Source organism: Lacticaseibacillus sp. 30 (assembly GCF_053819265.1).
In genome coordinates this window covers 237,405-262,125 of sequence record NZ_JBSOQX010000001.1, presented here as the reverse complement: position 1 = coordinate 262,125, position 24,721 = coordinate 237,405, and the positions used below count along the sequence as shown (strand labels likewise).

22 protein-coding genes and 1 other RNA gene are annotated in these 24,721 nt (G+C 46.4%); 16 read left to right on the top strand and 7 right to left on the bottom strand.

Going from position 1 to position 24,721, the window contains the following annotated elements; genetic code table 11:
- The first annotated feature begins 52 nt into the window (after window positions 1–52).
- The 5 genes from ACWPAB_RS01180 to ACWPAB_RS01160 are packed head-to-tail and all read left to right on the top strand — an operon-like array spanning window position 53 to window position 4,418.
- Window positions 53–1,228 carry a pyridoxal phosphate-dependent aminotransferase gene (locus ACWPAB_RS01180; protein ID WP_003565617.1) on the top strand — a complete coding sequence of 392 codons (1,176 nt, stop codon included), beginning with the start codon at window positions 53–55 and terminating at the stop codon, window positions 1,226–1,228.
- 30 nt (window positions 1,229–1,258) lie between these two features.
- A complete protein-coding gene (gene asnS, locus ACWPAB_RS01175) occupies window positions 1,259–2,557 on the top strand; it encodes an asparagine--tRNA ligase (protein WP_003575160.1) in 1,299 nt (432 codons plus the stop codon).
- Window positions 2,558–2,611: 54 nt separating this feature from the next.
- Window positions 2,612–3,235 (top strand): DnaD domain protein, encoded by a 624-nt coding sequence (locus ACWPAB_RS01170; protein WP_003565613.1) that lies wholly within the window; start codon window positions 2,612–2,614, stop codon window positions 3,233–3,235.
- Between the two features lie 35 nt (window positions 3,236–3,270).
- Window positions 3,271–3,960, top strand: coding sequence for an endonuclease III domain-containing protein (locus ACWPAB_RS01165; RefSeq protein ID WP_013245757.1), 690 nt, complete (start codon window positions 3,271–3,273; stop codon window positions 3,958–3,960).
- A complete protein-coding gene (locus ACWPAB_RS01160) occupies window positions 3,957–4,418 on the top strand; it encodes a deoxycytidylate deaminase (RefSeq protein ID WP_003565609.1) in 462 nt (153 codons plus the stop codon). Before ACWPAB_RS01165 ends, ACWPAB_RS01160 begins: the two co-directional genes overlap by 4 nt.
- A gap of 109 nt (window positions 4,419–4,527) precedes the next feature.
- Here ACWPAB_RS01160 and ACWPAB_RS01155 read toward each other — a convergent pair whose 3' ends face one another.
- A complete protein-coding gene (locus tag ACWPAB_RS01155) occupies window positions 4,528–6,834 on the bottom strand; it encodes a PBP1A family penicillin-binding protein (protein WP_003579207.1) in 2,307 nt (768 codons plus the stop codon).
- Window positions 6,827–7,453: a Holliday junction resolvase RecU gene (gene recU / locus ACWPAB_RS01150; protein WP_016380470.1), complete on the bottom strand. Its 627-nt coding sequence runs from the start codon at window positions 7,451–7,453 to the stop codon at window positions 6,827–6,829. Before recU ends, ACWPAB_RS01155 begins: the two co-directional genes overlap by 8 nt.
- 66 nt (window positions 7,454–7,519) lie before the next feature.
- Between recU and ACWPAB_RS01145 the strand changes: the two genes are divergently transcribed.
- The 6 genes from ACWPAB_RS01145 to ACWPAB_RS01120 all read left to right on the top strand — a co-directional run bounded on the left by ACWPAB_RS01145 (window position 7,520) and on the right by ACWPAB_RS01120 (window position 11,856).
- Window positions 7,520–8,095 carry a DUF1273 domain-containing protein gene (locus tag ACWPAB_RS01145; RefSeq protein ID WP_003565602.1) on the top strand — a complete coding sequence of 192 codons (576 nt, stop codon included), beginning with the start codon at window positions 7,520–7,522 and terminating at the stop codon, window positions 8,093–8,095.
- Between the two features lie 55 nt (window positions 8,096–8,150).
- Window positions 8,151–8,546, top strand: coding sequence for a cell division regulator GpsB (gene gpsB, locus ACWPAB_RS01140; RefSeq protein WP_003565600.1), 396 nt, complete (start codon window positions 8,151–8,153; stop codon window positions 8,544–8,546).
- A 12-nt stretch (window positions 8,547–8,558) separates the two neighbouring features.
- Window positions 8,559–8,924, top strand: an RNA gene (gene rnpB, locus ACWPAB_RS01135) — RNase P RNA component class B.
- Window positions 8,925–9,258: 334 nt separating this feature from the next.
- Entirely contained in the window at window positions 9,259–10,401 is a 1,143-nt protein-coding gene (locus ACWPAB_RS01130) for a THUMP domain-containing class I SAM-dependent RNA methyltransferase (RefSeq protein WP_003579205.1), read from the top strand.
- A 132-nt stretch (window positions 10,402–10,533) separates the two neighbouring features.
- Window positions 10,534–11,472 (top strand): phosphoglycerate dehydrogenase, encoded by a 939-nt coding sequence (locus ACWPAB_RS01125; RefSeq protein ID WP_003584464.1) that lies wholly within the window; start codon window positions 10,534–10,536, stop codon window positions 11,470–11,472.
- 156 nt (window positions 11,473–11,628) lie between these two features.
- Window positions 11,629–11,856, top strand: coding sequence for a hypothetical protein (locus tag ACWPAB_RS01120; RefSeq protein ID WP_003565593.1), 228 nt, complete (start codon window positions 11,629–11,631; stop codon window positions 11,854–11,856).
- Between the two features lie 113 nt (window positions 11,857–11,969).
- On the opposite strand, the gene ACWPAB_RS01115 is transcribed toward ACWPAB_RS01120, so the two are convergent.
- Window positions 11,970–12,983 carry a lipoate--protein ligase gene (locus tag ACWPAB_RS01115; RefSeq protein ID WP_003565559.1) on the bottom strand — a complete coding sequence of 338 codons (1,014 nt, stop codon included), beginning with the start codon at window positions 12,981–12,983 and terminating at the stop codon, window positions 11,970–11,972.
- 239 nt (window positions 12,984–13,222) lie between these two features.
- Between ACWPAB_RS01115 and ACWPAB_RS01110 the strand changes: the two genes are divergently transcribed.
- Window positions 13,223–15,127 carry a M13 family metallopeptidase gene (locus ACWPAB_RS01110; protein WP_003579201.1) on the top strand — a complete coding sequence of 635 codons (1,905 nt, stop codon included), beginning with the start codon at window positions 13,223–13,225 and terminating at the stop codon, window positions 15,125–15,127.
- A gap of 227 nt (window positions 15,128–15,354) precedes the next feature.
- Entirely contained in the window at window positions 15,355–16,236 is an 882-nt protein-coding gene (locus ACWPAB_RS01105; protein WP_003579199.1) for a LysR family transcriptional regulator, read from the top strand.
- 76 nt (window positions 16,237–16,312) lie between these two features.
- On the opposite strand, the gene nrdF is transcribed toward ACWPAB_RS01105, so the two are convergent.
- From nrdF to nrdH, 3 genes are all read right to left on the bottom strand, one after another.
- Complete coding sequence (gene nrdF, locus ACWPAB_RS01100) at window positions 16,313–17,293, bottom strand: class 1b ribonucleoside-diphosphate reductase subunit beta (RefSeq protein ID WP_003565553.1); 981 nt, start codon at window positions 17,291–17,293, stop codon at window positions 16,313–16,315.
- A 52-nt stretch (window positions 17,294–17,345) separates the two neighbouring features.
- Window positions 17,346–19,517 carry a class 1b ribonucleoside-diphosphate reductase subunit alpha gene (gene nrdE, locus ACWPAB_RS01095; RefSeq protein ID WP_003579197.1) on the bottom strand — a complete coding sequence of 724 codons (2,172 nt, stop codon included), beginning with the start codon at window positions 19,515–19,517 and terminating at the stop codon, window positions 17,346–17,348.
- A 69-nt stretch (window positions 19,518–19,586) separates the two neighbouring features.
- The gene (gene nrdH, locus ACWPAB_RS01090) at window positions 19,587–19,817 is read right to left on the bottom strand and encodes a glutaredoxin-like protein NrdH (protein ID WP_003565549.1); all 231 of its coding nucleotides are present in this window, start codon (window positions 19,815–19,817) and stop codon (window positions 19,587–19,589) included.
- 373 nt (window positions 19,818–20,190) lie between these two features.
- Here nrdH and ACWPAB_RS01085 point away from each other — a divergent pair, with 373 nt between their 5' ends.
- Entirely contained in the window at window positions 20,191–21,642 is a 1,452-nt protein-coding gene (locus ACWPAB_RS01085; RefSeq protein ID WP_003584459.1) for a helix-turn-helix domain-containing protein, read from the top strand.
- Window positions 21,643–21,793: 151 nt separating this feature from the next.
- Window positions 21,794–22,120 carry a hypothetical protein gene (locus tag ACWPAB_RS01080; RefSeq protein WP_016382169.1) on the top strand — a complete coding sequence of 109 codons (327 nt, stop codon included), beginning with the start codon at window positions 21,794–21,796 and terminating at the stop codon, window positions 22,118–22,120.
- A gap of 68 nt (window positions 22,121–22,188) precedes the next feature.
- On the opposite strand, the gene cls is transcribed toward ACWPAB_RS01080, so the two are convergent.
- Window positions 22,189–23,658, bottom strand: coding sequence for a cardiolipin synthase (cls, locus tag ACWPAB_RS01075; RefSeq protein ID WP_003565543.1), 1,470 nt, complete (start codon window positions 23,656–23,658; stop codon window positions 22,189–22,191).
- Window positions 23,659–23,967: 309 nt separating this feature from the next.
- Between cls and ACWPAB_RS01070 the strand changes: the two genes are divergently transcribed.
- Complete coding sequence (locus tag ACWPAB_RS01070; RefSeq protein WP_003565541.1) at window positions 23,968–24,570, top strand: nitroreductase family protein; 603 nt, start codon at window positions 23,968–23,970, stop codon at window positions 24,568–24,570.
- Window positions 24,571–24,721 lie beyond the last annotated feature (151 nt).

Genomic DNA, 24,721 nt, shown 5'->3' with positions numbered 1-24,721 from the left:
AAAGTATGATTCGGCAGCGCAAACGACTGCCGGAACTGTAGGAGGCGCAGTCGTGCATTTAGCAAAAAGAATCCTCAACGTCGCACCATCAGCGACGCTTGCATTGAGCAATCAAACCAAGGCTTTGAAGGCAAAAGGAGCCGATGTCATTGATCTGTCCATTGGTCAACCTGATTTTCAGACGCCGAAAACGATTGATGAAGCGGCCATTGCTGCCATCCAAGCCGGTAATGCTAGTTTCTATACTGCCGCGACTGGGATCCCAGAATTGAAGCAGGCCATTAGCGACCGCATTTTCGCGCAAGACGGTGTGCGTTATCCAGCGAGCCAGATTGTGGCGACGACTGGGGCAAAGTTTGCGTTATATGCTTTGTTCCAAGTTTACTTAAACCCAGGCGATGAAGTTTTGATTCCGGTACCATACTGGGTTTCTTACGAGGAACAAATCAAACTTGCTAGCGGGACGCCGCATTTGGTCATGCCGTCGGAAGGCCACAAAGTCAGTGTTGATGATCTTGAGGCGGCGCGGACGGACAAAACGCGTGCCTTAATTATCAACTCACCGCAAAATCCAAGCGGGGTTGTCTACACGCGAACAGAACTGACATTGATTGGTAACTGGGCACTGCAACATCATATCTTGGTCATTACCGACGATATTTACCGCGATTTAATTTACAACGGCACAACCTTCACGGCAATGATCAGCATCAACCCTGACATTGTGGCCAACACTGTTTTGATCTCTGGTGTTTCCAAATCGTATGCGATGACTGGGTGGCGGATTGGTTATGCTGCCGGACCAGAAAAACTCATGCAGGCGATGGCGACCTTTATCAGCCACACCACCTCAAATCCAGCAGCTGTGTCTGAATATGCTGCAGTGGCCGCATTGACGGGCGATCAGCAGATTGTCGAAACCATGCGGCAAGCATTTGAGGAACGGCTCAACCTTTTTTATGATTTATTAGCCGAAATTCCGGGGTTTGACATGGGAGATAAACCACAAGGCGCCTTCTATTTATTCCCGAACATCAAGCGAGCGGCACAGTTGAGTCATTATGGTACCGTCGATGACTTTATCAGTGCGTTGCTTGCGGAAACCGGCGTTGCAATCGTGCCAGGCCGCGCATTTGGTATGCCCGACCATGCGCGTATCAGTTATTGCAAGGATCTAGACAGCTTACGCGAGGCCGCACGACGTATTCGAGAATTTGTGGGCAAGTAATTATTTAAATTAGAAATAGGGAGTTAACGCATGACGGAACAGATTCGCATCATTGATGCCAAAGAACATGTGAACGAAGAAGTTAAAATTGGGGCTTGGTTGACCGACAAACGCAGCTCAGGGAAAATTGCCTTTTTACAGTTGCGTGACGGTTCAGCTTATTTTCAAGGAGTTGTTTCAAAAGCTGATGTCCCAGAAGAGGTTTTCAGCTTAGCTAAAGAACTGCGCCAAGAGTCCAGTATGTGGATTACGGGTGTGATTCATCAAGACAGCCGCAGCCACTTTGGCTATGAAATCGAGGTTCGTAACATCGAACTGGTTGGTGATTCGCACGACTATCCAATCTCCCCGAAGGAGCACGGCATCGAATTTCTGCTTGATCATCGCCATCTATGGTTGCGTTCTAAGCGCCAATTTGCAATTCAACAAATTCGCAATGAAATGATCCGAGCAACGTTCGAGTTCTTCAATAACGAAGGGTTTATCAAAATGGATCCGCCGATTTTGACCGATTCCGCACCAGAAGGTACGACCGAACTTTTCGAAACCGATTATTTTGACAAAAAAGCTTACTTGAGTCAATCAGGTCAGCTTTATGCTGAAGCAGGGGCAATGGCTTATGGCAAAGTCTTCACCTGTGGTCCAGTTTTCCGAGCTGAAAAAAGTAAGACTCGGCGCCATTTAACCGAATTTTGGATGATTGAACCGGAAATGGCATTCTGTCACCAAGAAGAGAGTTTGAAGGTCCAAGAACGCTACGTTGCCTACCTCGTGCAGTCCGTTTTGGATAATTGCGCCTATCCGCTGCACTTGCTTGATCGCGACCCAGAAGTACTCAAGCAATACACCAAATTGCCATATCCGCGGATCACATATAAGCAGGCCATTAAAATGTTGCAAGATGCCGGTATGGACGTCAAGTATGGTGACGATTTCGGTTCACCGGAAGAAACCTACCTGTCTGATCAATTTGATCAACCGGTGTTTGTTTTGAACTATCCGAAGACGATCAAACCGTTTTATATGCTGACAGATCCGGAAGATGATCAGCAATATGTTTGTGCCGACATGCTGGCACCCGAAGGCTATGGGGAAATTATCGGTGGGTCTGAACGTGAAACCGACTATGACACACTGAAGAATGCTATCGAACATGCTGGACTTGATTTAGACGAATACGAATGGTATCTCGATCTGCGCAAGTATGGGAGCGTGCCACATTCAGGCTTCGGTCTTGGACTTGAACGGGCAATTACGTGGGTCTGCAAGCTGGATCATTTACGTGAGGCGATTCCATTCCCACGGATGATCAACCGTTTGAAACCATGATGACAATCAAAAGTCGGACGCCTGTGCGCCGTCTTTTTTTGGAGGGCAAGCACCATGACGGATTTCAAAACTTATCTTGAGGCAGGGCAGTTCAGTCTGTCGAACCTGCTGTTTGATCACTACGCCACCTTGGGGTTAACCCAAACCGAGTTCATGACTTATTTGTTCATTGATCAGTGGCAGGCAAGCCATCATCAGGCACCGGATTTGAAAGTGTTAGCTGCCCGAATGAACGTTGCCCCAAATGCGATTTATAGTGCCATTGAGACGCTTATTCAAAAACAAGCCATTGCTTTGGAAAGTGTCCCGGATGGTCATGGTCGGATGCGTGATCATTATGATCTCAGTCCAATATTGGCTAAACTGCCAACCTCAGCTGGTGGCACACCAACCCCGGCAACTTCGCAAGCAAATGTTGATGCGCAAACCAATGTATTCAACCAAATTGAGATTGAATTCGGACGACCACTATCGCCAATTGAGCAAGAGACGATTCGTGATTGGCTTACAACCGATCATTATCTACCGGAAGTCATTTTACTAGCTTTACGAGAGGCTGTATTGAACTCGGCTTATTCGCTAAAATATATGGATCGCATTTTGTTGAACTGGGAACGCCGCAATCTTAAAACGCCACAGCAGGTTCAGGCAGATATTAGACGTCATCAGGAGCTGTGACAAAGCCGCAATGACAAGCGCCAGGAAAATCTTATATGAAAATTCACCCATCATTAGCCCAAGAGGAGGCACCATTTGTGACCGATGCTGAAGCCAAACAACTTTTTGATCAGATCATGGCACTTTATCCTGATCCGCAACCAACCTTGCACGCCGAGGATCCATTTCAGATTCTTGTAGCCGTCATGTTATCGGCGCAAACGACCGATGTGGCCGTCAATGCGGTCACGCCAAAGCTTTTTGCGGCTTATCCGACGCCTGCTGACATGGCTGCAGCGCCGGTTGAGGCGATCGCTGCGATCATTAGCCGGCTAGGCCTTTATCGTACTAAAGCTGCGCATTTGAAAGCTTTGAGTGATATTTTGGTTAAGGAATATGCAGGTAAGGTTCCCAACAAAGCGGCTGACTTGGTCCGTTTGCCAGGCGTTGGCAAGAAAACAGCCACCGTTGTTTTAAGTGATGCATTCAACATTCCAGGTGTGGCTGTGGATACGCATGTTAGTCGAATTGTAAAGGGGTTGGGACTCGTCCCGCAAAATGCGACACCGGTTCAGATTCAGGCGCGACTGGAAGCCTTGATGCCCCCGTCAGAATGGATTAAACTTCATCGCAGCCTAATTCGTTTTGGCCGGGAGTATTTGCGCGCCCGTGATCCGCAAGTGCCAGCAGGGACGCAATGGGCGTTTTTAGAAACACATTATTTACCTTTAGGGGGCAAATCATGACAGATAGCATTGTGCCATCCAAACGAACCGTTCATCGGGAAAGTTGGGATCAGTATTTTTTGGAGTTAGCGGAGAAGGTCTCGGAACGATCAACCTGTGAGCGAGCCACAGTTGGGGCTGTTCTGGTGCAAGAACATCGGATCATTGCGACTGGCTATAATGGTGCCATTAGTGGCGATCCGCACTGTGATGAGGCTGGCCATTTGATGCGAGACGGCCATTGCATTCGCACAATTCATGCCGAAATGAACGCGATTATCCAGTGTGCGGCTAACGGTGTCAGTACCCATGGTGCAACTGTTTACGTAAACTTTTTTCCCTGTCTTAATTGCACCAAAGCCTTGATTCAGGCCGGTATCAAGCGCGTGGTTTATGCGCAAGATTATCGTAACGATCCATACGGCGAAGCCTTGCTAAAGCAGCATCATTTGGATGTTGTGCGACTCAGCCAACAATAATTGCCATACAAAAATAAGCCTCATCCGATTCTTGCATTGCCGTCGTTAGGCAGGTGCAAGAAGCGGATGAGGCTATTTTTTAGGGTTTACTGAAGCAGCTTAGTCGTTATCAGGGGTTGTTACTACCACCGCTGCCGCTACCAGAACCCGAAGGCGTGCTTGGTTCGCTTGAACTGGCACTTGGTTCTTGATTTGAAGGTTGAGAGGAGGCAGAGGCTGATACTACCGGCTCAGAGCTGGAAACTGAACTTGAGCTTTCAATACTTTCTCGTGAAGAGGAGCTAACAGAACTGCTTGAGCTCGAGGAAGAGGACTCGACTGCCGCTTTGCGGCTGCTTGGGCCGTGTCCGCGGACGTAGAGTTCTTTAGTCGTATCACCAGATCCGCCGGTAATGGCCGTTCCTGGATTACTTCCCTTGAGAATATTATAAGACTCAACTGTATCAGGCTTGGTCCAATCACGATTGGTCAGACTCTGTGACGTATAAGTCATTAGTGCTTTGTATATTTCTTGTGAAATGGTCTGTTCAGCATAGCTAATCCCGTGTGAAGTCGGTTTATCATAACCGGTCCAAACCGAAATGACTCGGCTACGTGTATAACCTGTGAACCAGGCATCTTTGGCAATGCCAGTTGCGTTCAATGCGGGGTTTTGTTGGAGTTCGGCATCACTATAGTCAGTCGTCCCAGTTTTACCAGCTTGATACAGTCCAGAAATAGCCGCCGAGGTCCCGGTCCCCTTGGTCAGAACGCCTTTTAACATGTCAGTAATCATATAGGCGGTACTGGACTTCATAGCCCGGCTGCCTTGACTATTGAAGGTTTGGGTATTGCCATCAGCGGTGACAACTTTGCTAACATAGTACGGTTTATAGTACGTGCCGCCGTTGGCAAAGGCGCCATAAGCACCAGCTTCTTGAACGGTATTGACAGAAGCACCGATCGCACTTGAGAGATATTGTTCCGAACTTGGCAAATTGATCCCTAAACCACTGAGGAATTTAACCGCATTTGCCATGCCAACAGTACTAAGGGTCTTGACCGCCGGAATATTTCGTGATTGTTCAAGTGCTGTCCGCATAGAGATGCGTCCTTGGTACTTCTTGTCCCAATCATAAAGTGAAATGCTCGTGCCCGGATACGTGTACGGTTCATCGGTCATCTGCTCGTAAGTGGAGTAATTCAGATATTCAATTGCTGGTCCATAATCCATCAACGGTTTCATGGTAGACCCATTGCTACGTGTATTTTGTGCAGCACGATTATAGGCCAGGCGGACGTCGCCAGTTTTTCGACCACCGATTTGTGCGAGAACCTGACCATTGTTTGGATCGGTCATCGTGACACCGGTCTGGAAGGCATCATCAGGGAAGTTAACGTATTCGTCAGTGTTAACAATGTCATAAAGCCGACGCTGAGCGCCCATATCGATATTAGTATAAATATCCAAGTTGTCGGTATATGGATTAAGGCCGGTCTTTTTCTTAACTTCGGCAATCACTTGAGTGAGGTAAGAATCAATCACTTTGTCATTGGTTGCGGTATTAGTTTGCTGCTGTTTTGGCTTTAAGCCATCAGTGATTGGTGTTGCTTTGGCTTGTTTAGCCGCCGTCGCGGTGATCTTTTTATCACGCAACATGGCATCAATGACGGCATTGCGCCGTTGAGTTGCTTTTTGCGGATATTCATAGGGATCATAACCGGCTGGGCTTTGCGGCAGGCCTGCAATAAACGCAGTCTGTGCAAGCGTTAAATCCTTCAGTGACTTGTTAAAGTAAAACTTAGCACCCGTGCTCATGCCATATTGACCATAGTTCATGAAAACTTTGTTAATGTAATACTCTAAAATCTGATCCTTGCTATATTTTTGTTGGACCTGCATGGCCAACCAAGCTTCTTGTGCTTTACGCCGAAGGGTTTGGTCGGAGGACTTGGTACTGAAAACCGACAATTTGATCAGTTGTTGCGTTAAAGTCGAGCCGCCCTGTAAACCATCGCTAGTGCCTGTTATATTATTAAACGCTGCCCCGATGATTCGGACAGGATCAACCCCTAATTTCTCATCATAAAAGCGCCGGTCCTCAATGGAGACGACGGCATCTTTTAATTGTTGCGGGATTTCCGAGGCCTTCACATAATCCCGACTTTCCAAACCAAGTGTCGTAATTTCATTGCCAGATCGATCATAAATGGTACTGGAACCGCCTGACTCTAATTTTGCCTGAGTCACTTCTGGCGCGTCTTTAGCGTACCAAGAAAACAGGCCAACGCCGAGAATGAAAAATGCCAGGATCGCGAGCAACGTCCACTTAAGAATTCGCCGCCATAATCGTTTTGGCGGTTTAGGGGCAGATCCTTTCGTGAACTTATCTTCGCGGCGTCGGGCCATTCGCGACATATTTTGATTATCAGCCACGCACATTACCTACTTTCGTTTCAATCAACCAGTCAACCCCATCAAGAAAGGGGATGACCGGCTGTAGTTGTGGATGAAGCTCGAATCCGTTTGTGACAATATCCTTCAATGGAATCGATTTGCGACCGCCGTCTGGTTGTCGGTCCCAACAGTCAATCAGTCGACCAGCAGGGAAAACAAAGAGACGTTTCAGGGTTGCAAACCGAATGACCACAAAACAGATCCCGCTTTGTTTCAAACAGCACCGAAAATGCTCAATCTGATGCTGATGAAAGTTTTTTAGCGGGAAGCTCGCTTTATTTTTAGTTTCCTTGGCTTCAAAGTCAAGGTAAAATCCACGATAAACACCATTATAATCTGTTGTTGACGGAGTTTTAAAATAGGCCTCGCGAATCACAGCCTGACTTCGCTTAGGGTAGTCAACTTTCACAATCTGAACTGGGGTCGGTTTCTTGTAGACGACCGCTTTATCAATACTGCGGTAATATTGATTACTGATGTTCAATTCTTCTTCCAACGTCATACCGCGTCCACCATAGATAGTTGGACGCGAAATAGCTTGTGATGAAAATTGCGTCCCGTCTTTGTATGGATTACCATTAGGGTAATGAATGGTCATGCGATCACACTCCTTGCGCTATTATACCAATATCAGCCGCTTTGGCCTAATAATCGGAGGTAAGTCATGGTTGGAAAACGATTATGGGTCACGGGGTACCGTGCCTATGAGCTCAACGTTTTTGGCAGTAATGACCCAAAACTTAAGGTACTTAAAACTTCATTAAAAAATACGCTCATGCAGTTTCTTGATGAAGGCTTGGAATGGTTAATTACTGGCGGGCAATTAGGCGTGGAGCAGTGGGCAGTCGAGGTTGCTTTAGGACTCAAACCATTGTATCCAGATTTTAAAATTGCGATGATGGTTCCATTCACAGATTTTGGCAAGCAGTGGAATGAAGATAACCAAGGTCAACTGGCGGCCCTACGTGGACAAGTGGACTTTTCTGATGCGGTGTCGCAAGCACCGTATCAACAACCAGCGCAGTTGCAGGGCTATACCCGGTTCATGACCATCCATACAGATGCAGCGCTGCTGGTTTATGATCCAGAATTTCCAGGTAAAGCTAAATGGGATTACCAAGCAGCAGAGGCGATGGCTGACCGTCGTGATTATCCAGTTCAGCTCATTACCATGGATGATTTAGAAGAAACAGCGCAAGCAATGGCAGAAGCTGAAAATGAGCATTTTCAAAATGATTGAGATATGGTAAGCTAATTAGTAGTTTGGTTCCATGAAAACAATGAGGTGTGTCGGAATGGATAGTAACAAAGAGACAAAGTTTAGCATCCAGTACGGGCCTAAGGATATTTTGGACAAGAAGTTCAAAAACAAGGTCCGCGGTTATGATCCTGATGAAGTTGACGAATTCTTGGATGGTATCATCCGCGATTACGAAGCTTTCACCAATGAGATTGATCGACTGAAGGAAGAAAATACCAAGCTGTTTAGCCGGGTCGACGAGCTGACCAAACAGCTGAGTGTTTCCAAGAATGTCAGTGCGCAGACGCCGCAAACCAATGCGGCTGCGACAAATTATGATATTCTTAAACGTCTGAGTAATCTGGAACGTCATGTGTTCGGCTCAAAGCTATCTGATAGCAGTGTTGACAATCATGATGACGGCAACCATTCCGACGTTGACCAATATTAATGATCACATGTAGGTCCTGAGTGATCGCGGTCTGCTTTTGCAGGCTGAGGAAAGTCCATGCCCGCACAAGCTGAGATGCTTGTAGTGTTCGTGCTAAGCCCAATAAGCTTAGGGGCCGTGTAAACGGCTACGGCGGCCAAACGCGCTAAGGCGTCAGCTATGCGCTAGTAGGTCTGAAAAGTGCCACAGTGACGAAACGATCAGGGAAACCTGAGCGGTGGAACGGGTAAACCCCGCGAGCGAGTAACCCAAACTTTTGGTAGGGGCGTTTTGCCAAGCAAATTGAAGCGACGGCAATACAGCGGTAACGCTGAGATAGATGATGACTGAAGGAGCTTGTGCCTGAACAAGTTCTGGAACAAAACATGGCTTATAGGGATCTACATGCAGGCACAGCCCGGGGAAACCCGGGCTGTTTTTTTAAGAGCGGAAACAAAAGCGTTTAGAAACCGGAATGTAAGTGGCCTTGACCCTAATGACCTTACGTTGGTCATTAGGGTCAAGGTCCTTACGTGCAGGTTTCTGCTTTTGTTTGCGCGTTTAAAAGAACCACGAATTTTTTACCTTCAAATTCCTTACACAAAAATTCCTGTGATCATCACGACCACTTTCTAATCACCAACTCAAGTACCATTTTCCCCCAAATCATCTCAAAAACTTGTAAACTAAAACTAACCACTAAAAACGCTGCATGAATGAAAGGAAAACCCATATGAGATATCAACTTGTTGCCACGATGGCTGCCGGACTTGAATCTGTGACAACTAAAGAATTGAAAGCCCTTGGCATTCAAACCCGAACAGAAAATGGCAAGGTTTATTTTGAAGGCGATGATAAGACAATCGCGCTAACCAATGTTTGGTTGCGTAGTGCCGATCGAATTAAAATCGTTGTTGGTCAATTCAAGGCGCTGACTTTTGATGCGCTTTTTGAAGGCGTTAAGGCGTTACCTTGGGATCACTACCTACCGCTTGACGCAGCGTTCCCGGTTGAGGGCCGAGCGGTTCGTTCGCAATTACATTCAGAACCGGACGTTCAAGCCATCACCAAAAAAGCGATTGTTGAAAAAATGTCTGCGGTTTATCATCGCACGACGCGGTTACCGGAAACTGGCGCGACTTACCCGCTGGAAGTTTCGATTTTAAAAGATATTGCAACATTGACGCTTGATACGACTGGATCAAGTCTGTTTAAACGCGGGTATCGAATTGCCAAAGGTGAGGCGCCATTGAAGGAAAACTTTGCGGCCGCGTTAATCATGTTGACAAACTGGCATCCGGATATGCCGTTTGTCGATCCAACCACTGGTTCCGGCACAATTGCGATTGAAGCCGCTTTGATTGGCCATAACATTGCACCGGGTCTGCAACGCCAATTTACTTTTGAGAACTTTGGCTTTTTTGACCAGCCAGTCTTACAAACCGTCAAAGATGAAGCGATGGATCAAGCTGACTTTGATCGTGAATTAGATATTCAGGCAAGCGATATTAACGGTGACATGATTGAGATGGCCAAGTTGAATGCGCAACAAGCAGGCTTGCTGCATAGCATTCAGTTTAAACAATTGGCGGTTAAAGATTTTTCGACGACCAAAGAAAACGGGGTCATTGTTGCCAATCCACCTTATGGGAAACGGCTCAACGATCAGGCCATGGTTCGACAATTATACGCAGAAATGGGCCAAGCATTTGCGCCTTTGACCACTTGGAGCAAGTACATTTTGACAAGTGACATGGGCTTTGAAAAGGCTTATGGCAGCAAGGCAACCAAGCGCCGCAAGCTGTATAATGGGACTATCCGAACCGATCTTTTCCAATATTGGGGCAAACCTAACTGGCACCATGATAGAGCGTGACCAGGGGCGGTTAGAAACCGGAGTGTAAGTGAGCGGCCTTGGCTGTGATGGCCGAACTTTGGCCATTGGAGCCAAGGTCCTTACACGCAGGTTTCTGCGCCTACGTACGCGTTTTTTGAAAAGGAGTGCGACATGATGAAGATTCTAAACAGCTTTAGTCTGAAGCCGGAGCAGCGCCAAACACTTGAAGCAGCGGGACACACCGTCATCGATGCTGACAAGCTTGATGATGCCACGGCTCAACAAATTGACGTGGTTTATGGTTGGAATGCTGCGGCTACCCGCGTGAACTTTGACCGACTTCAGTTTGTGCAGGCGATGTCCGCTGGCGTTGATTATTTACCATTGGCTGAGTTGGCTAAACACCATGTCTTGCTGGCTAATACAAGCGGCATTCACGCCGAACCCATTGCGGAGTATGTGCTTGGCGCCTTGTTTACGATCAGTCGCGGTATTTTGCCAGCCATTCGAGCAGATCGCGACATGTGGACATTACGCCAAGAGCGACCGCCAATGACATTGCTTAAGGGCAAAACAGCAGTCATTTTTGGCACCGGTCATATTGGATCAACGATTGCGACCAAACTCCAAGCATTGGGCTTGCACACAATTGGCGTGAGTGCACATGGCCGTCCAGCTGCAGGATTTGACCAAGTGATGACGGATGTGGCGACCCATGAGGCAGCAGGGCGAGCAGATGTCGTCATCAACGCGTTACCATTAACGCCAGATACAAAACACTTTTATGATGAAGCATTCTTTGCAGCCGCTAGCAAACAACCGCTTTTCATTAACATTGGCCGTGGTCCGTCAGTTGATATGGCTGCTTTGACGCAGGCATTGAAAAACAAGCAAATCAGTGCTGCTGCCTTGGATGTGGTGGATCCGGAACCACTGCCGCAAGACTCACCATTATGGGGCATGACGAACGTTTTGCTCACGCCGCATATTTCGGGCACGGTGCCGCAATTACGCGACAAAGTTTTTAAAATATTTAATGATAACCTCAAAACCTTGATATCAAGCGGCCAATTGGCAAGCCATCAAGTTGATCTCACGCGCGGATACTGAAATTTTTCGACACAACCGTTATACTGAAGCTGTAACCGATTTCAGTCACTGCATCGTCGCTGACTGATGTTCACCGCGGCTAGCAGCGATGCGCATTGAGACATCTGCGGACAGGTTTTTCGCTCGTCTGCTCTTAGGATGAAGGAGGAATTGCTTATGGCACAACGCCCGGAAGAAATTACCAACTTGCTTCAAGATGCATTGCACACGCAGCATGAGGTCGCGATCAATACGATTGATCGCCATCGGTTCAAGGGACGCGTGGTCGATATTGAGGCCGCGACTGTTAAACCTTATAATGAACGCGGCGTGATCACCGTGGCAACAGGTCGGGGAGCGAAAAGGATTCAGGCGTACGCCATTAGTCAAATTAAATATAATTGAGCGATCAATCGCTGATCGATCGAAGGACAGCCTGTTAAAGGTTGTCCTTTTTGCATGAAAAAAGGCGGCACAGCATTTGGCCGTGCTGCCTTAAGTTCTAAAAACTGATGCGATTATGGTACGAGCAGGTTAACCACATCGTCCTTAGGAATATTGGTGAAGTACTCATTCGTGTTGATGGCATCTAAAGTGTCTTTAATGGCTGCTGACGTGTAAGGCTTGCCTTTTAACGCACCGGCAACATCCGCAACATCCTTAGGACCAAAGAAATCACCATAGAATTTGACGTTAGCAATTTTGCCTTCCTTGACATCGAAACGAGCATCAATCGTCCCATAGTCAAAATGCTTCCGCTTCTTGGTGGTGAATTCCGGGCTATGGCCATATACCCAATCCCAGTTGTTGTAAACATCATCGTAAATCTTTTTAATTTCGACTTCGTCTTCTGGGGTGACGTGATACTCTTTGTCTTTGATTTCAGCGACGTCATCAACGCCGAACAACCGAGTCAAAAGAATATCGCGGAATTCAGGAACAGTGAGGTTTTGATACTTTTTATCTAGATAAGGCCGCAAGTTCGTCACACGGCTCTTAACAGATTTAATGCCCTTACTCTTGATCTTGTCTTCTGGGACATTCAATACGTTAGGAATCACACTCATGTCAACATCCAGCATCAAAGTACCATGGGAGAACGTCTTGCCGTTACGTGTATACATAGCACTGCCAGAGAACTTTTTACCGTCGACCAGCATGTCATTACGGCCAGAAACTTCAGCGCTAGTCGCCCCTAAAGTATGAATTGCATCAACAATCGGCTGTGTGAAGGACTTGAAGTCACCAAATTCTTCAGAGTCACTGTCAACCACAAACGAGAAGCACAAGTTATTGAGATCATGATAAACTGCGCCGCCACCGGATAACCGCCGCGTCACAACAATGTTATGATCTTCCACGTATTTTTGATTCAACTCTTCAAGCGTATTCTGGTTTCGGCCCACAATCACACTCGGCTTTTCATAGTAGAACAGCAGTAACGGTTCATCAAATTGTTTCGAGTTCATGAGATATTGTTCTGTTGCCAGATTCTCACGAATATCATGAGACTTCATAATGACATAATACATTTTCAATCCTCCTGAATGATGACTGCCATTGACGACTAGCCATCGATTTGACTTCATGCTCCATTTTAGCGGGTTAATCATTAAAAAGAAAGCGATTTCGATTGTGAACAATTGACTTAATCAGTTCTTCATTGTTCTCAACTAAAAGGAATATGGCTGAAAAGCGATTCAACCGTGCACGCAAATGAGAAGTGCGTTAAGATTATGACATATCTGTTCATATTGAAAGGGGCTTTTTAATGACTAGTGAAGTGCGCTACCAAGATGATCTGTACCGGGCAGTTAACGGGGCTTGGACGGATCAGGCAGTCATTCCTGATGACAAAAGCAGTACTGGCGGTTTTCAGGACCTTGCCGATGAAGTCGAAGAAAAAATGATGGCTGATTTTTCAGCGATTGCTGACGCCAAAAAAACGGCGCCAGACAAGTATTTTGCATCTGCGGTGACGCTGTACAAACAAGCCAAGGATTTCAAGACCCGAGACGCAGCGGGCTTTGCACCAGCCTTGCCGCAACTACATTTGGTTGCTGGCATTAAAGACCTTGCAGATTACAATCAACGGGCAGCCGAACTGCTTCAGGAGCATCTGATTGACCCGCCATTTAATTTCTACGTAGATGCTGACATGAAAGACACCAGCAAAAATGTGATTAATTTGATGGGTCCACGAACCATTTTGCCGGATACCACATACTACGCCAAGGGCAATCAAAACGGCGAACAATTGATGACCATTTTCAAAGATATGATGGCTAAGCTTTTAGCTTACACAGATCTTGACGATGCTGCGCAAAAGGCAACTTTAGCTGGCGCCTTGGCCTTTGATGCAGAAATTGCGAAACATGTTAAGAGTTCTGAAGAGTGGGCAGATTACCCTAAGGCCTACAACCCGATGCCGACAGCGGAGGTCGTTGAAAAACTCAAGCCATTCAAGTTTGCTGACTTCTTGCAAAAGATCTTTAAACAGGTGCCAGAAACGGTCGTTGTGAATGATCCGCGGTTCTTGGATGAGTTTACGCAGTTGTTCAACGAAGCTAACTTCAGCAATTATCGCGACTGGTTGTATGTCACCCGGCTAAACAGTCTTGTTAGTCTTTTAAGCGAACCATTGCGCCAATTAGGCGGTACTTTTAGCCGTGCGCTATCCGGTGCGCCCAAAGCACCGGATCAAACCAAACACGCCTACCGATTAGCCAACGCTTTCTTTAGCGAACCAATTGGCATTTACTACGGCCGCACTTATTTTGGCGAAAAGGCGAAGGCTGATGTAACACAACTTGTCCAAAAAATGATTGCCACTTACAAACGGCGACTCAGCAACTCTGATTGGCTATCACAACCGACCAAGGACAAGGCGATTCTTAAGCTCGACAAGATGGTGCTCAAAATGGGTTATCCCGATAAACCTGAGGACGTCTACGATTTGCTGCACGTTAATCCGGATAAGTCACTGATCGATAATATCAACGCGATGCAACTTGTTGAGCTTCAGTACAACTTCGACAAGCTCACCAAGCCTGTTGATCGCACCGTCTGGAATATGCCAGGTCACTTGGTCAATGCCAGTTATGATCCTTCCAAGAACGACATCACTTTCCCAGCCGCCATTTTGCAGGCGCCGTTCTATTCCCTGAAACAAAGTGCTTCCGAAAATCTGGGCGGTATCGGCGCGGTCATTGCCCATGAAATTTCCCATGGTTTTGACAATAACGGTGCTCAATTTGACGAACTTGGCAATATGGTGAACTGGTGGCAAAAAGCTGATTATGCTCACTTTAACAAGCTCACCGAAGCCATGATCCAAGAATTTGACGGTCTTGAAACTGAAGCCGGTAAAGTTAATGGCAAACTCGTTGTTTCTGAGAACATCGCTGATGCTGGCGGCTTGGCTGCGGCTTTAGATACAGCCAAGAGAGAACCGGACGTTGATCTGCATGCCTTCTTCATCAACTGGGCAAGAATTTGGCGTTCAAAGTCTCGCCTCGAACGGCAAAAAATGCTACTAGCGGTTGATGTGCATGCACCACACGAATTGCGGGCGAACATTCAGCCACGCAATCTTGATGATTGGTACACAACTTTTGATGTCCAACCAGGTGATGGGATGTATTTGCCACCCGAAAAACGTGTTCAAATTTGGTAATCCTTTAGCATCGGCTCATTTGCAGCCGGTGCTTTTTTTGAATCAGGCTGGGATCTTTTGCAAGAGATGCGAGTGACTAGATTTAAATAAATTATCCGTGGCGAGCGTGACTTACAAAATAGTTGCGTCCTACTGTGTGAAAGGGAATACAATTGTTTTCGGATAGGGTATAATTGTTATAGGAAGCTGTTTGCGATAAACAAGGCTGATAGGAAGTAGGGGAGTTTATGGAACTGCAGACGTTACGCAACTTCATTGAAATTGCTGACCACGGCAGTATTACCGCGGCGGCACGAACGCTGGGCATTTCACAACCCGGACTATCGCGCCAATTAAAAGACTTGGAAAAAGAGCTCGGCGTTAAATTGCTAGTTCGTGGTAATCGACGTGTGACGCTAACTGAAGATGGTACCTATTTGTTAAACCGGGCACGTGAACTCACCGCAATTGCCGAGCGCACAAAGAATAATTTGCAAAGTAAACATGCCCTTGGTGGTGACCTTTACATTGGTGCAGGCGAAACCAGCGGCAAACGGTTGGTTCTTCATGTTGCCCAAGAATTGCGCCATCAATACCCCGGTTTGCATGTTCATGTTACCTATGGCTCCGATGAAGGGCTGGTGGCCAATCTTGAGGCCGGCATGTATGATTTCATACTGCGACCTGGCAAGCAGCAGACGCAGTATGAAAGTTTGCTACTGCCAGTTCGTGATGCTTGGGGTATTTTGATGACCAGTGATGATCCTTTAACTGATAATTTATTGATGACACCAACGGACATTGGCGACAGTGAATTAATCCTGCCGCGGGCCACGCACGCACGCAACACATTTGAACACTGGTTAGGCCAAGGCATGGATCCGGCTTACATTGTTGGGACTTATGACCTGACCGTCGATGCGCTTGGGATGACTGCTGTCGGCTTAGGACGAGCCTTGTGTCTTGAATATTTGGCCACCCAAAGTCCTAACACATCATTGACCTTCCGACCATTAGCACCAGCATTAGCGGACCCAGTAGCGCTTGTCTGGAAACGTGATCGCGAGTTGTCCAGAATCGCGCAACGTTTTCTTAGTATGATGAAGCAAACCATTAAAGACAGTGAATGATCATCGTCCTAATCAGACCAAAACAAAAAAGCCACCGCAAAGCATTGCAGTGGCTTTTTTTGTTGCCGCGACGGCTTTATTTGTCGTGGTCTTCATCTTCAGTTGAGAACTGATAATCATCATCTTGCATCGCTTCAACTTGACCCAGCCGGTAACCATTACCAACTTGTGAGAAGAAGTCATGGTTGGCGGTAGACGTTGAAATCCCATTCATTACGATTGGGTTGACGTCATCAGCCGTGTCAGGAAAAGCCGTTTCCTGACCTAAATTCATCAAGGCTTTGTTGGCGTTATAACGCAAGAAAGTCAAAACTTCATCCGTCCAGTTGGTCTTCGCGTAAAGATCGTTAGTGTACTTTTCCTCGTTTTCATACAAATCGAACAACAAGTCGTACATCCAATCCTTCAATGTTTGTTGTTCAGCTTCCGGTAACTCGTTGAATCCGAGCTGGAATTTATAGCCGATATAAGTGCCATGAACACTTTCATCACGAATAATCAGCTTAATGATTTCTGCCACGTTAGTCAGCTTATTGTTGCCCAAGTAATACAACGGGGTAAAGAAACCTGAATAAAACAAGAAGGTTTCCAAGAAAACACTGGCAATCTTTTTCTGCAACGCTGAACCGTTATGATAAATATCATTAATTTTGTTGGCTTTGTATTGCAGATGCTCGTTATGATTGGTCCAATCGAAGATCTCATCGATTTCCGCTGGTGTGTTTAGCGTTGAAAAAATCGAAGAGTAACTCTTTGCATGCACACTTTCCATAAACTGAATGTTGTTCAACACAGCCGTTTCTTGCTGGGTGCGAATATTTTGCCGCAAACTTGCCATGCCGTCCTGACTCTGCAGGGTATCCAACAAGGTCAAGCCACCGAACACGTGGCCGACAACCCATTGCTCGTCATGATTGAGAGATCGCCAGTCGTCCAAGTCGTTGGACAGCGGAATCCGGGTGTCTAACCAAAATTGTTCCGTCAATTTTTCCCAAGTTGCTTTATCAACTTCGTCTTCGATCGCGTTCCAATTGATCGCAATGTACTGTTTTGCCATGTTTACGCTCCCTTATGTAAAAACAGGGGAAACTCCCCCTGTTAAAAGATTATCAGATTGAGCAGCTTTCACAAGCGTTGCTGCCGATTTCTTCTTGATCATCCGTGTAAGTCCGGATGTAGTAAATCGACTTGATGCCCTTATGATGTGCGTAATTACGCAAAATATTTAAATCACGGGTGGTCATTTTATCGGTTCGGCCATCTTTCCAAGGATAAAGGCCAGCCGGAATGGTACTGCGCATGAACAACGTCATGGCCATCCCTTGATCGACATGCTGCTGAGCAGCAGCGTAAACGTCAATCACTTTACGCATATCAATATCATAGGCACTTTGATAGTAAGGCATCGTGTCATTAGAAAGGTCTGGAGCAGGGTAGTAAATCGTGCCGATCTTCTTTTCTTGCCGATCTTCAATGCGGTTAACGATCGGCTGTAATGATGCACTGGTGTCGTTGATGTAACTGATCGACCCATTTGGCGCAACAGCCATACGGTTCTGATGGTAGAGACCATCCTTCATGACACTGATCTTCAGCGCTTCCCAATCAGCCTGCGTCGGAATGTGAATGCCATCAAACAGCGCGCGAACCTTGTCATACTTCGGTGCCCATACTTGCTCGGTGTACTTATCGAAGTAGCTACCGTCCGCATACTTGCTGTTTTCGAAGTTGTGGAAGCTTTCGCCGCGTTCTTGGGCAATTTTATTGGATGCCTTCAAGGTGTAGTAATTCAGCAAAAGGAAGTAAATATTGGTGAAGTCCAAGCTTTCAGGCGAACCGTAGAACATATGATTCTTCGCAAAATAAGTGTGCAAGCCCATCGCACCAAGGCCAATGCTGTGAGCCTGGTGATTACCGTGCTGGACGGAAGGTACAACGTCGATGTTGCTGTGGTCCGTGACATAAGTCAAAGCACGAACCATTGCTTCGACACTGCGGCCAAAGTCGCGGCTATGCATCAGGTTGGGAATATTCGTGCTACCTAAGTTGCAAGATACATCAGTACCCAGCACTTCATATTCCTGTTTATTGTTCAACTTGGAAGGCACCTGAACCTGCATGATTTCCGAGCACAGATTACTCATGATGATTTTGCCTTCGATTGGGTTGGCGCGATTTGCCGTATCAATGTTGATAATATAAGGATAACCAGATTCCTGCTGAAGTTTGGAGATTTCGTTTTCTAGATCACGAGCCTTAATCTTGTACTTCTTAATGGCCGGATTGGCAACCATGTTGTCATATTCCTTGGTGATATCAACATAAGAGAACGGCTTCCCGTAAACCCGTTCAACCGAGTAAGGGGAGAAGAGGTACATATCGGCATTAGCCTTAATGAGGTCATAATACTTATCCGGAACGACAACGCCAAGACTGAGTGTTTTAACCCGGTACTTTTCGTCCGCGTTTTCCTTCTTGGCACCTAAGAAACTGATGATGTCAGGATGGAAAACGTTCAGATACACAACACCGGCACCTTGTCGCTGGCCCAATTGGTTGCTATAGGAAAAAGAGTCTTCCAACAGCTTCATGACTGGCAAGACGCCGCTAGCGGCACCTTCAATGCCCTTAATCGGGGCACCGGCTTCACGTAGGTTGGACAAGGTGAGGCCAACGCCGCCACCAATTCGGGATAATTCCAAGGCCGAATTGATCGCCCGGCCAATTGAATTCATGTCATCAGTGATTTGCAACAAAAAACATGAAACCAGTTCGCCACGGCGGGCCCGGCCAGCATTCAAGAAGGAAGGGGTGGCCGGTTGATAACGTTGATGAATCATTTCATCAGCAAGGTCAACTGCCAAGTCCTCGTTACCGTCTGCAAAGAAAAGTGCGTTAGCAAAAACCCGATCTTTAAAATCTTCTAAATACTGGGTACCGTCATCGGTTTTCAAGGCATACTGTGCATAGTATTTGTAGGCGGCCATGAAGGATTTGAACTGAAAATGCTGCGCTGAAAGAAATTGATCCAGTTTTTCCAAAAAAGCTGGCTGATACTTGTTCAAAAAGTCGGCTTCATAATAGTGGTTATCAACTAAATACTTCAGTCGATCAGCCAGCGAATCAAATTGCATCGTATTTGGCGCTACATTTTCGGTCAAAAATGCCTGCAACGCTTCCTTGTCTTTGTTCAACGGAATCTGGTCATTCACAGGAATGTTGATCTCGTTGTTGAGCGCATAATAGGTGACTTGATCCGGACTAATTGTTTTTAATGACATGCTAAACCCTGCTTTCGCTGCGTTTTATAATAGCTGGTTGCGTTGTGATGCGATAAAAAAACTGGCTGATCAAACAGCCAGTTGCTTCAAGGCGTCCGGTCGGAACCCGGAGAATGAATCGAGCCCATCCGCTTCGAGAACAGGAACCTGCTGGAACCCCTTTTGTTTTAAGTAATCAATGTATTGCGGCTCTTCGTTGATGTTGTGCTCCGTGAATGGAATTTTATGGGTGTCAAGGTAGCGCTTGGTCATCCGGCATTGCGGGCAGCCATTGCGTGTGAATAATGTGATGTTACGCATAGGTATCATCCTTTCTCGTTATCTTATGTAGCTTAGGATACTCAATATTGGGGTGTCTGTCAATTAAAAATACCATATCTTGGGGCTATTTTTTTGAATACCCCAAGTGTATGGTATTGGCTGACACTTTTGCTTACTTTTAGTATACCAAGTTCGTATGGCGAAAACCAGTCGCAACCGTCAACTATTTGTTGAAGCTGAAGAGCAACTTTGTATCAACGTCACGGTATTGACGAAAAAACCCGACCAAAAATATTTGCGATAAAAATCAGTTGAGACCTTGAAAAAAGCTTAAAAAACTATGAGCATATCTTATCGGGTTTTTTGCTACCTTTGCTATACTGTAGCAAACGCTTTCGAGGAGGCCTTCTTTATGGTCTTTGATGAATTATTTCTCGATCGGGAAGAGCGAGATCGCATCAATATCTACAGCACGTTGTGGGAGGCCCCGGGGCACCGGCTGGATATTGCTGCCACCGCCATAACCCGTGGTGAGAGTTACCGCCAACTCCGACGCCGGATGGAAAAAATTGCCGCAGACTTGGTCACGATGCAGTCAGACGCTGCACCATTACTGCGACGCGGCGATGGTAATATGATTGCACCACCATCAATCAGTCTAGATCGTTATCGTATCTTTCTATATAGGCGGTCCTTGCCGGGACAACTATTGATTCAGACGCTGAAGCGGCCTCAATTGACACTGCAGATGCTTTTGGATGAAACCGGGTTTTCACGAGCCGCCTTTTTCCGCCGAATCTCGGCTTTGCGCCTTTATTTGCGGAAAGCCGGCGTTACCATCAGCCTAAATCCTTTAGCGCTTATGGGACCGGAAGCCCGCGTTAGACAAGTTTACCGGCAATTATTGTGGCAGTTTGTCGACTTTGCCCATCCCTTGTTTTCGGAAATTTTGCCGCAGTCGCGTCAATTAATGCGCGAACTCGACAAAGCTGGTCTGATCCAATCAGATTTTTCGCGGGCGCAGCTTCTATTCGCAGCTAATGTTCATCTACACCGATTGTTAGCGAATCACTCCATCGTTGGTACCCTTGATTTTGACGAATTGGCACCTCGGCCAACACTAACTGCAGCACTACCGAGTGCGTTTGATAATCTGCCGAGAAAGGCTGCTGAGGATGAAACATGGCATCTTTTTTTAACTCAGTGGCGCGTACCTCGGTTTCACTCGGAACAACAATTTGATGCCGCTACTCTAGTTGGCTATCACGCAGCGCGTAATACACCTGCATGGCAGTTAGTCGAGAAAATCCGCAACGAGTTCAGTCGAACAGTTGTCGGGATTGCCCCGACAGTAACAACAGATCTAGCGTTGGCAGGGAATCTCTTGAAGATTTTAATCAGCGAGCGCATTTTCCCCGGTGGCGCCTATATTGATCTCACGCGAACAGCGAGTCCAATGCGTGCTTTTTATCCGCGATTAGAAGCTGCCTTGGAGGCTTTTTTCGCTCGCGAAGCGCCATTGGAAAATGCATCAAAAGAGATCATTGACGGGTTCTATCAACTGCTGTGGCCATTTATGACGGACAGTGCGATTGCTGATAAGCTCAAGGTAGCACTTGATCCTTTAATGCCGCAGCCGTTATATGAAACCGTTCGTCTCAACTTGACTCAGCCTGCGTATATTCGGCTAGTGACGACTGAGCAACAGCCTGATCTTGTTATCTCGGCGCAAAATCTTGCGCCTGGAGAAGAACCTATTGTACCAGATACACCAGTCTTTTATCTTGCCAGTGATCGGTTTGAAAGCTGGTCACAACTTTATCAGGAATTATTCGCGCGTTCCCGTAAATTAATAGCCCACTGAAATAATTAATTTTTGAAATGTTCAAGTTTGCTTTGATGCCTAGCACCAGCCTGATTACTTTTGATAGCTAGTAGCACATAGCAAAGGCACTACGATCAGCTTTAAAAAATGGATTAGCAGGCGCATACTTGTTTTATTGGGAGATGACAAAATGAAACGAGACAAGCAAGCCGATGAAGCCGCCGTTGTGGATATGAATGACACGCTCATGGACTATGCGCATAAACGTAAGCCGCATGTCGACGATTTGGCCGAAGAATTGGCTAAACGGGCGAAAGATAATATCAACGCGATTGACGATTATTTAAAAGATGATGGTGAGGCGCGTAAAGAATATCAGGCGATTGCCACCGGCTATTTGCGTGATAAATATGACCTTGAAGGTGACGATCTCACCGCTGCCCGTGACGAACTTGTTCATGCCGCGATTCATTACTTAGTCGGCCACACCAAAGTCTTGGACGACTGGCAACGTTAATGAAGCTTTATATAGTAAAAACTGGCGCTTTATTCTGACATCATTCAGAATAAAGCGCCAGTTTTTACTTAAAGAATAGGTGATAATAACCGCGAGAAGTCTTGTTTAAACCGAAGCCAACTGCTTTGTTTGGCGATTAGCTCAGGCGTCAGTAAGTAACTGCGCGCCATATCAGCCTCGAAAATCTGGCCCAAGCTACTGGCCACTTTACGATCATAAATAAACGCATTAATTTCAAAATTCAGCTTAAAACTACGAATATCGAAATTTGCCGAGCCAACGCTGGCGATGGCATTATCGACAACCACCGTTTTCGCATGCATAAAGCCGTGTTCGTAATGGTAGATTTTCACGCCAGCGCGAGTCAAATAATTCGCATAGTATTGTGTCGCGCGGAAAATGAACGGGTGATCAGGCATGTCAGGAATCATGATGCGAACATCAATCCCTGACATGGCAGCGGATACTAAAGCGTCGATCACAGTATCATCTGGCACCAAATAAGGACTTTGAATCCAAACAGATTTGGTGGCACTGGTGATTAACTTGGTGTATCCCAACTTAATTTGTTGCGTTGGGCGGTCAGGTCCGGAAGCAACGATCTGGATAGGCGTTGCACCGGCTGTCAAACTGTCGGCAGTGACACTATCGGCACTATCTTGTTCAACACTATAAGCAATTTCGTCTTTTTTGCTGACTGTTGCATTCCAATCCATGGTGAAGCGAATTTTTAAAGCGTAAATCGTATTGCCGATAATGCGCAAATGTGTGTCGCGCCAATAACCGAACTTAGGTTTGCGGGAGACGTATTGGTCACCAACATTAAACCCGCCGATATACCCGACGTGGTCGTCAATGACAACGATCTTGCGATGATCACGATAGTTCAAACGAAAGTCAGTGATGGGATGCTTGGAACTAAAGTAACTTTCGGCTTGCCCGCCAACGTCGGTCAGCCGGCGCCACCACTTTGCTGTAGCGCCCATGGAACCCCAAGCGTCATATAGGACCTTTACAACAACGCCTTCCTTAGCTTTCTTGATCAGCAGTTGCTGGAATTGATTGCCTAATTCATCATTGTAAATGGTGTAGTACTCAACATAGATATAATCTTTAGCGGCCTCAATATCGCGGAATAACGCCGCAAACTTTTTCTCGCCATCCGTGTAAAGTTGCACTTGGTTATGGGCAAGGACCGGTGCTTGCGCGGTATTCAGAAAAAAGGCAGTTAAAGCCTTGGCCGCTGGCGTGTAATCAGTCGGTGGCAATAACTTATTCCGGGCGTTTTCGTGCTTTTGTAGTGAGACAAATGCTTTTACGCCAGACTCATATTCGTGTTGAATCCGTTGCAATTTTTTCGTTGATAAGCCGCGGCCAGCAAATAAATAAAAACCAAACCCGACGATCGGTAAAAAAATAAGCACTAGCAACCACGCCCAAGTCGTTGAGATATCTCGGACCTCGCGTAGAACCGTGAAGATTGCCCCGAAGGTGTTTAAAACCAAAATAATAAGAATAAGCCAGGTAATCAGCGACATACCGCACCTCCAAGAAGAATAAGTTCATTGTACTCAAGCGAAGCGAGGCTGTCACGTTGGAGGGGCAAATAGGACGATTTGCGAAATATTTGGGTAGGAGGAAAGAAAATGTTGATATTTGGGGTTTACTTACTTTTAGTCAGTTGGTAGAATGATACTTGTTCTGAAATGCGTCTGCAGGCGCAGAAACCTGCGTGTAAGGATCTTGGCGGCAATGACCAAAACCTGGCCATCACCGCCAAGGCTGCTTACACGCCGGTTTCTAACTGCGCCAGCGCACGCTTTAATTTATAAAAAGGTGGTTTTCTCGTGAATCAAGACTTACTGAATCTTTTAAAGCAACGCCGCTCAATTTATGCACTTGGCAAAGATGTTAAACAGAATCCGGATGACTTAGTGGATTTGATTGAAACCGTCATTCAGGAGACGCCGACTGCGTTTAATTCACAAACGACGCGCGCGGTTTTTCTGTTTGGCGAGCAGCATGACAAGCTGTGGGATATTGTCGTGAAGCGGCTGGAGAGTGAAGTGCCGACTGAGCAGGCTTACGAAGCAACCAAGCAGAAAATTGCCAGCTTTAAAGCAGCTTACGGTACCATTATGTATTTCACCGATACTGACGTTGTAAAGCAATTGGAGAATGATTTCCCATTATATGCGGCAAACTTTGCGACTTGGGCAGAACAGGCGCAAGGTTCCGCACAGCTCAACACATGGGTCACCTTGGCGAACAATGGGATCGGCGCGAATCTGCAGCACTATAATCCAATCATTGACGATTTAGTGCGTGAAGCCTTTGATATCCCGACCAACTGGAACTTACGGGCACAAATGCCATTTGGTTCCATTGAAGGTTCAGCAAAAGATAAAGATTACATGGATCGAAAAGATCAGTTTAAGGTTTTGAAATAAGCACCCATCAGCTTAATTTAAAATTGTCGTGATGAGACGACAAGGTTGGGATATTATTCACAACCATTAATAAAGGCAACCGTTTCCGTTTACAAGGAAATGGTTGCCTTTTCTTTTCTCAGAAACAAGCTTTTGTTGAACTTAATGATCA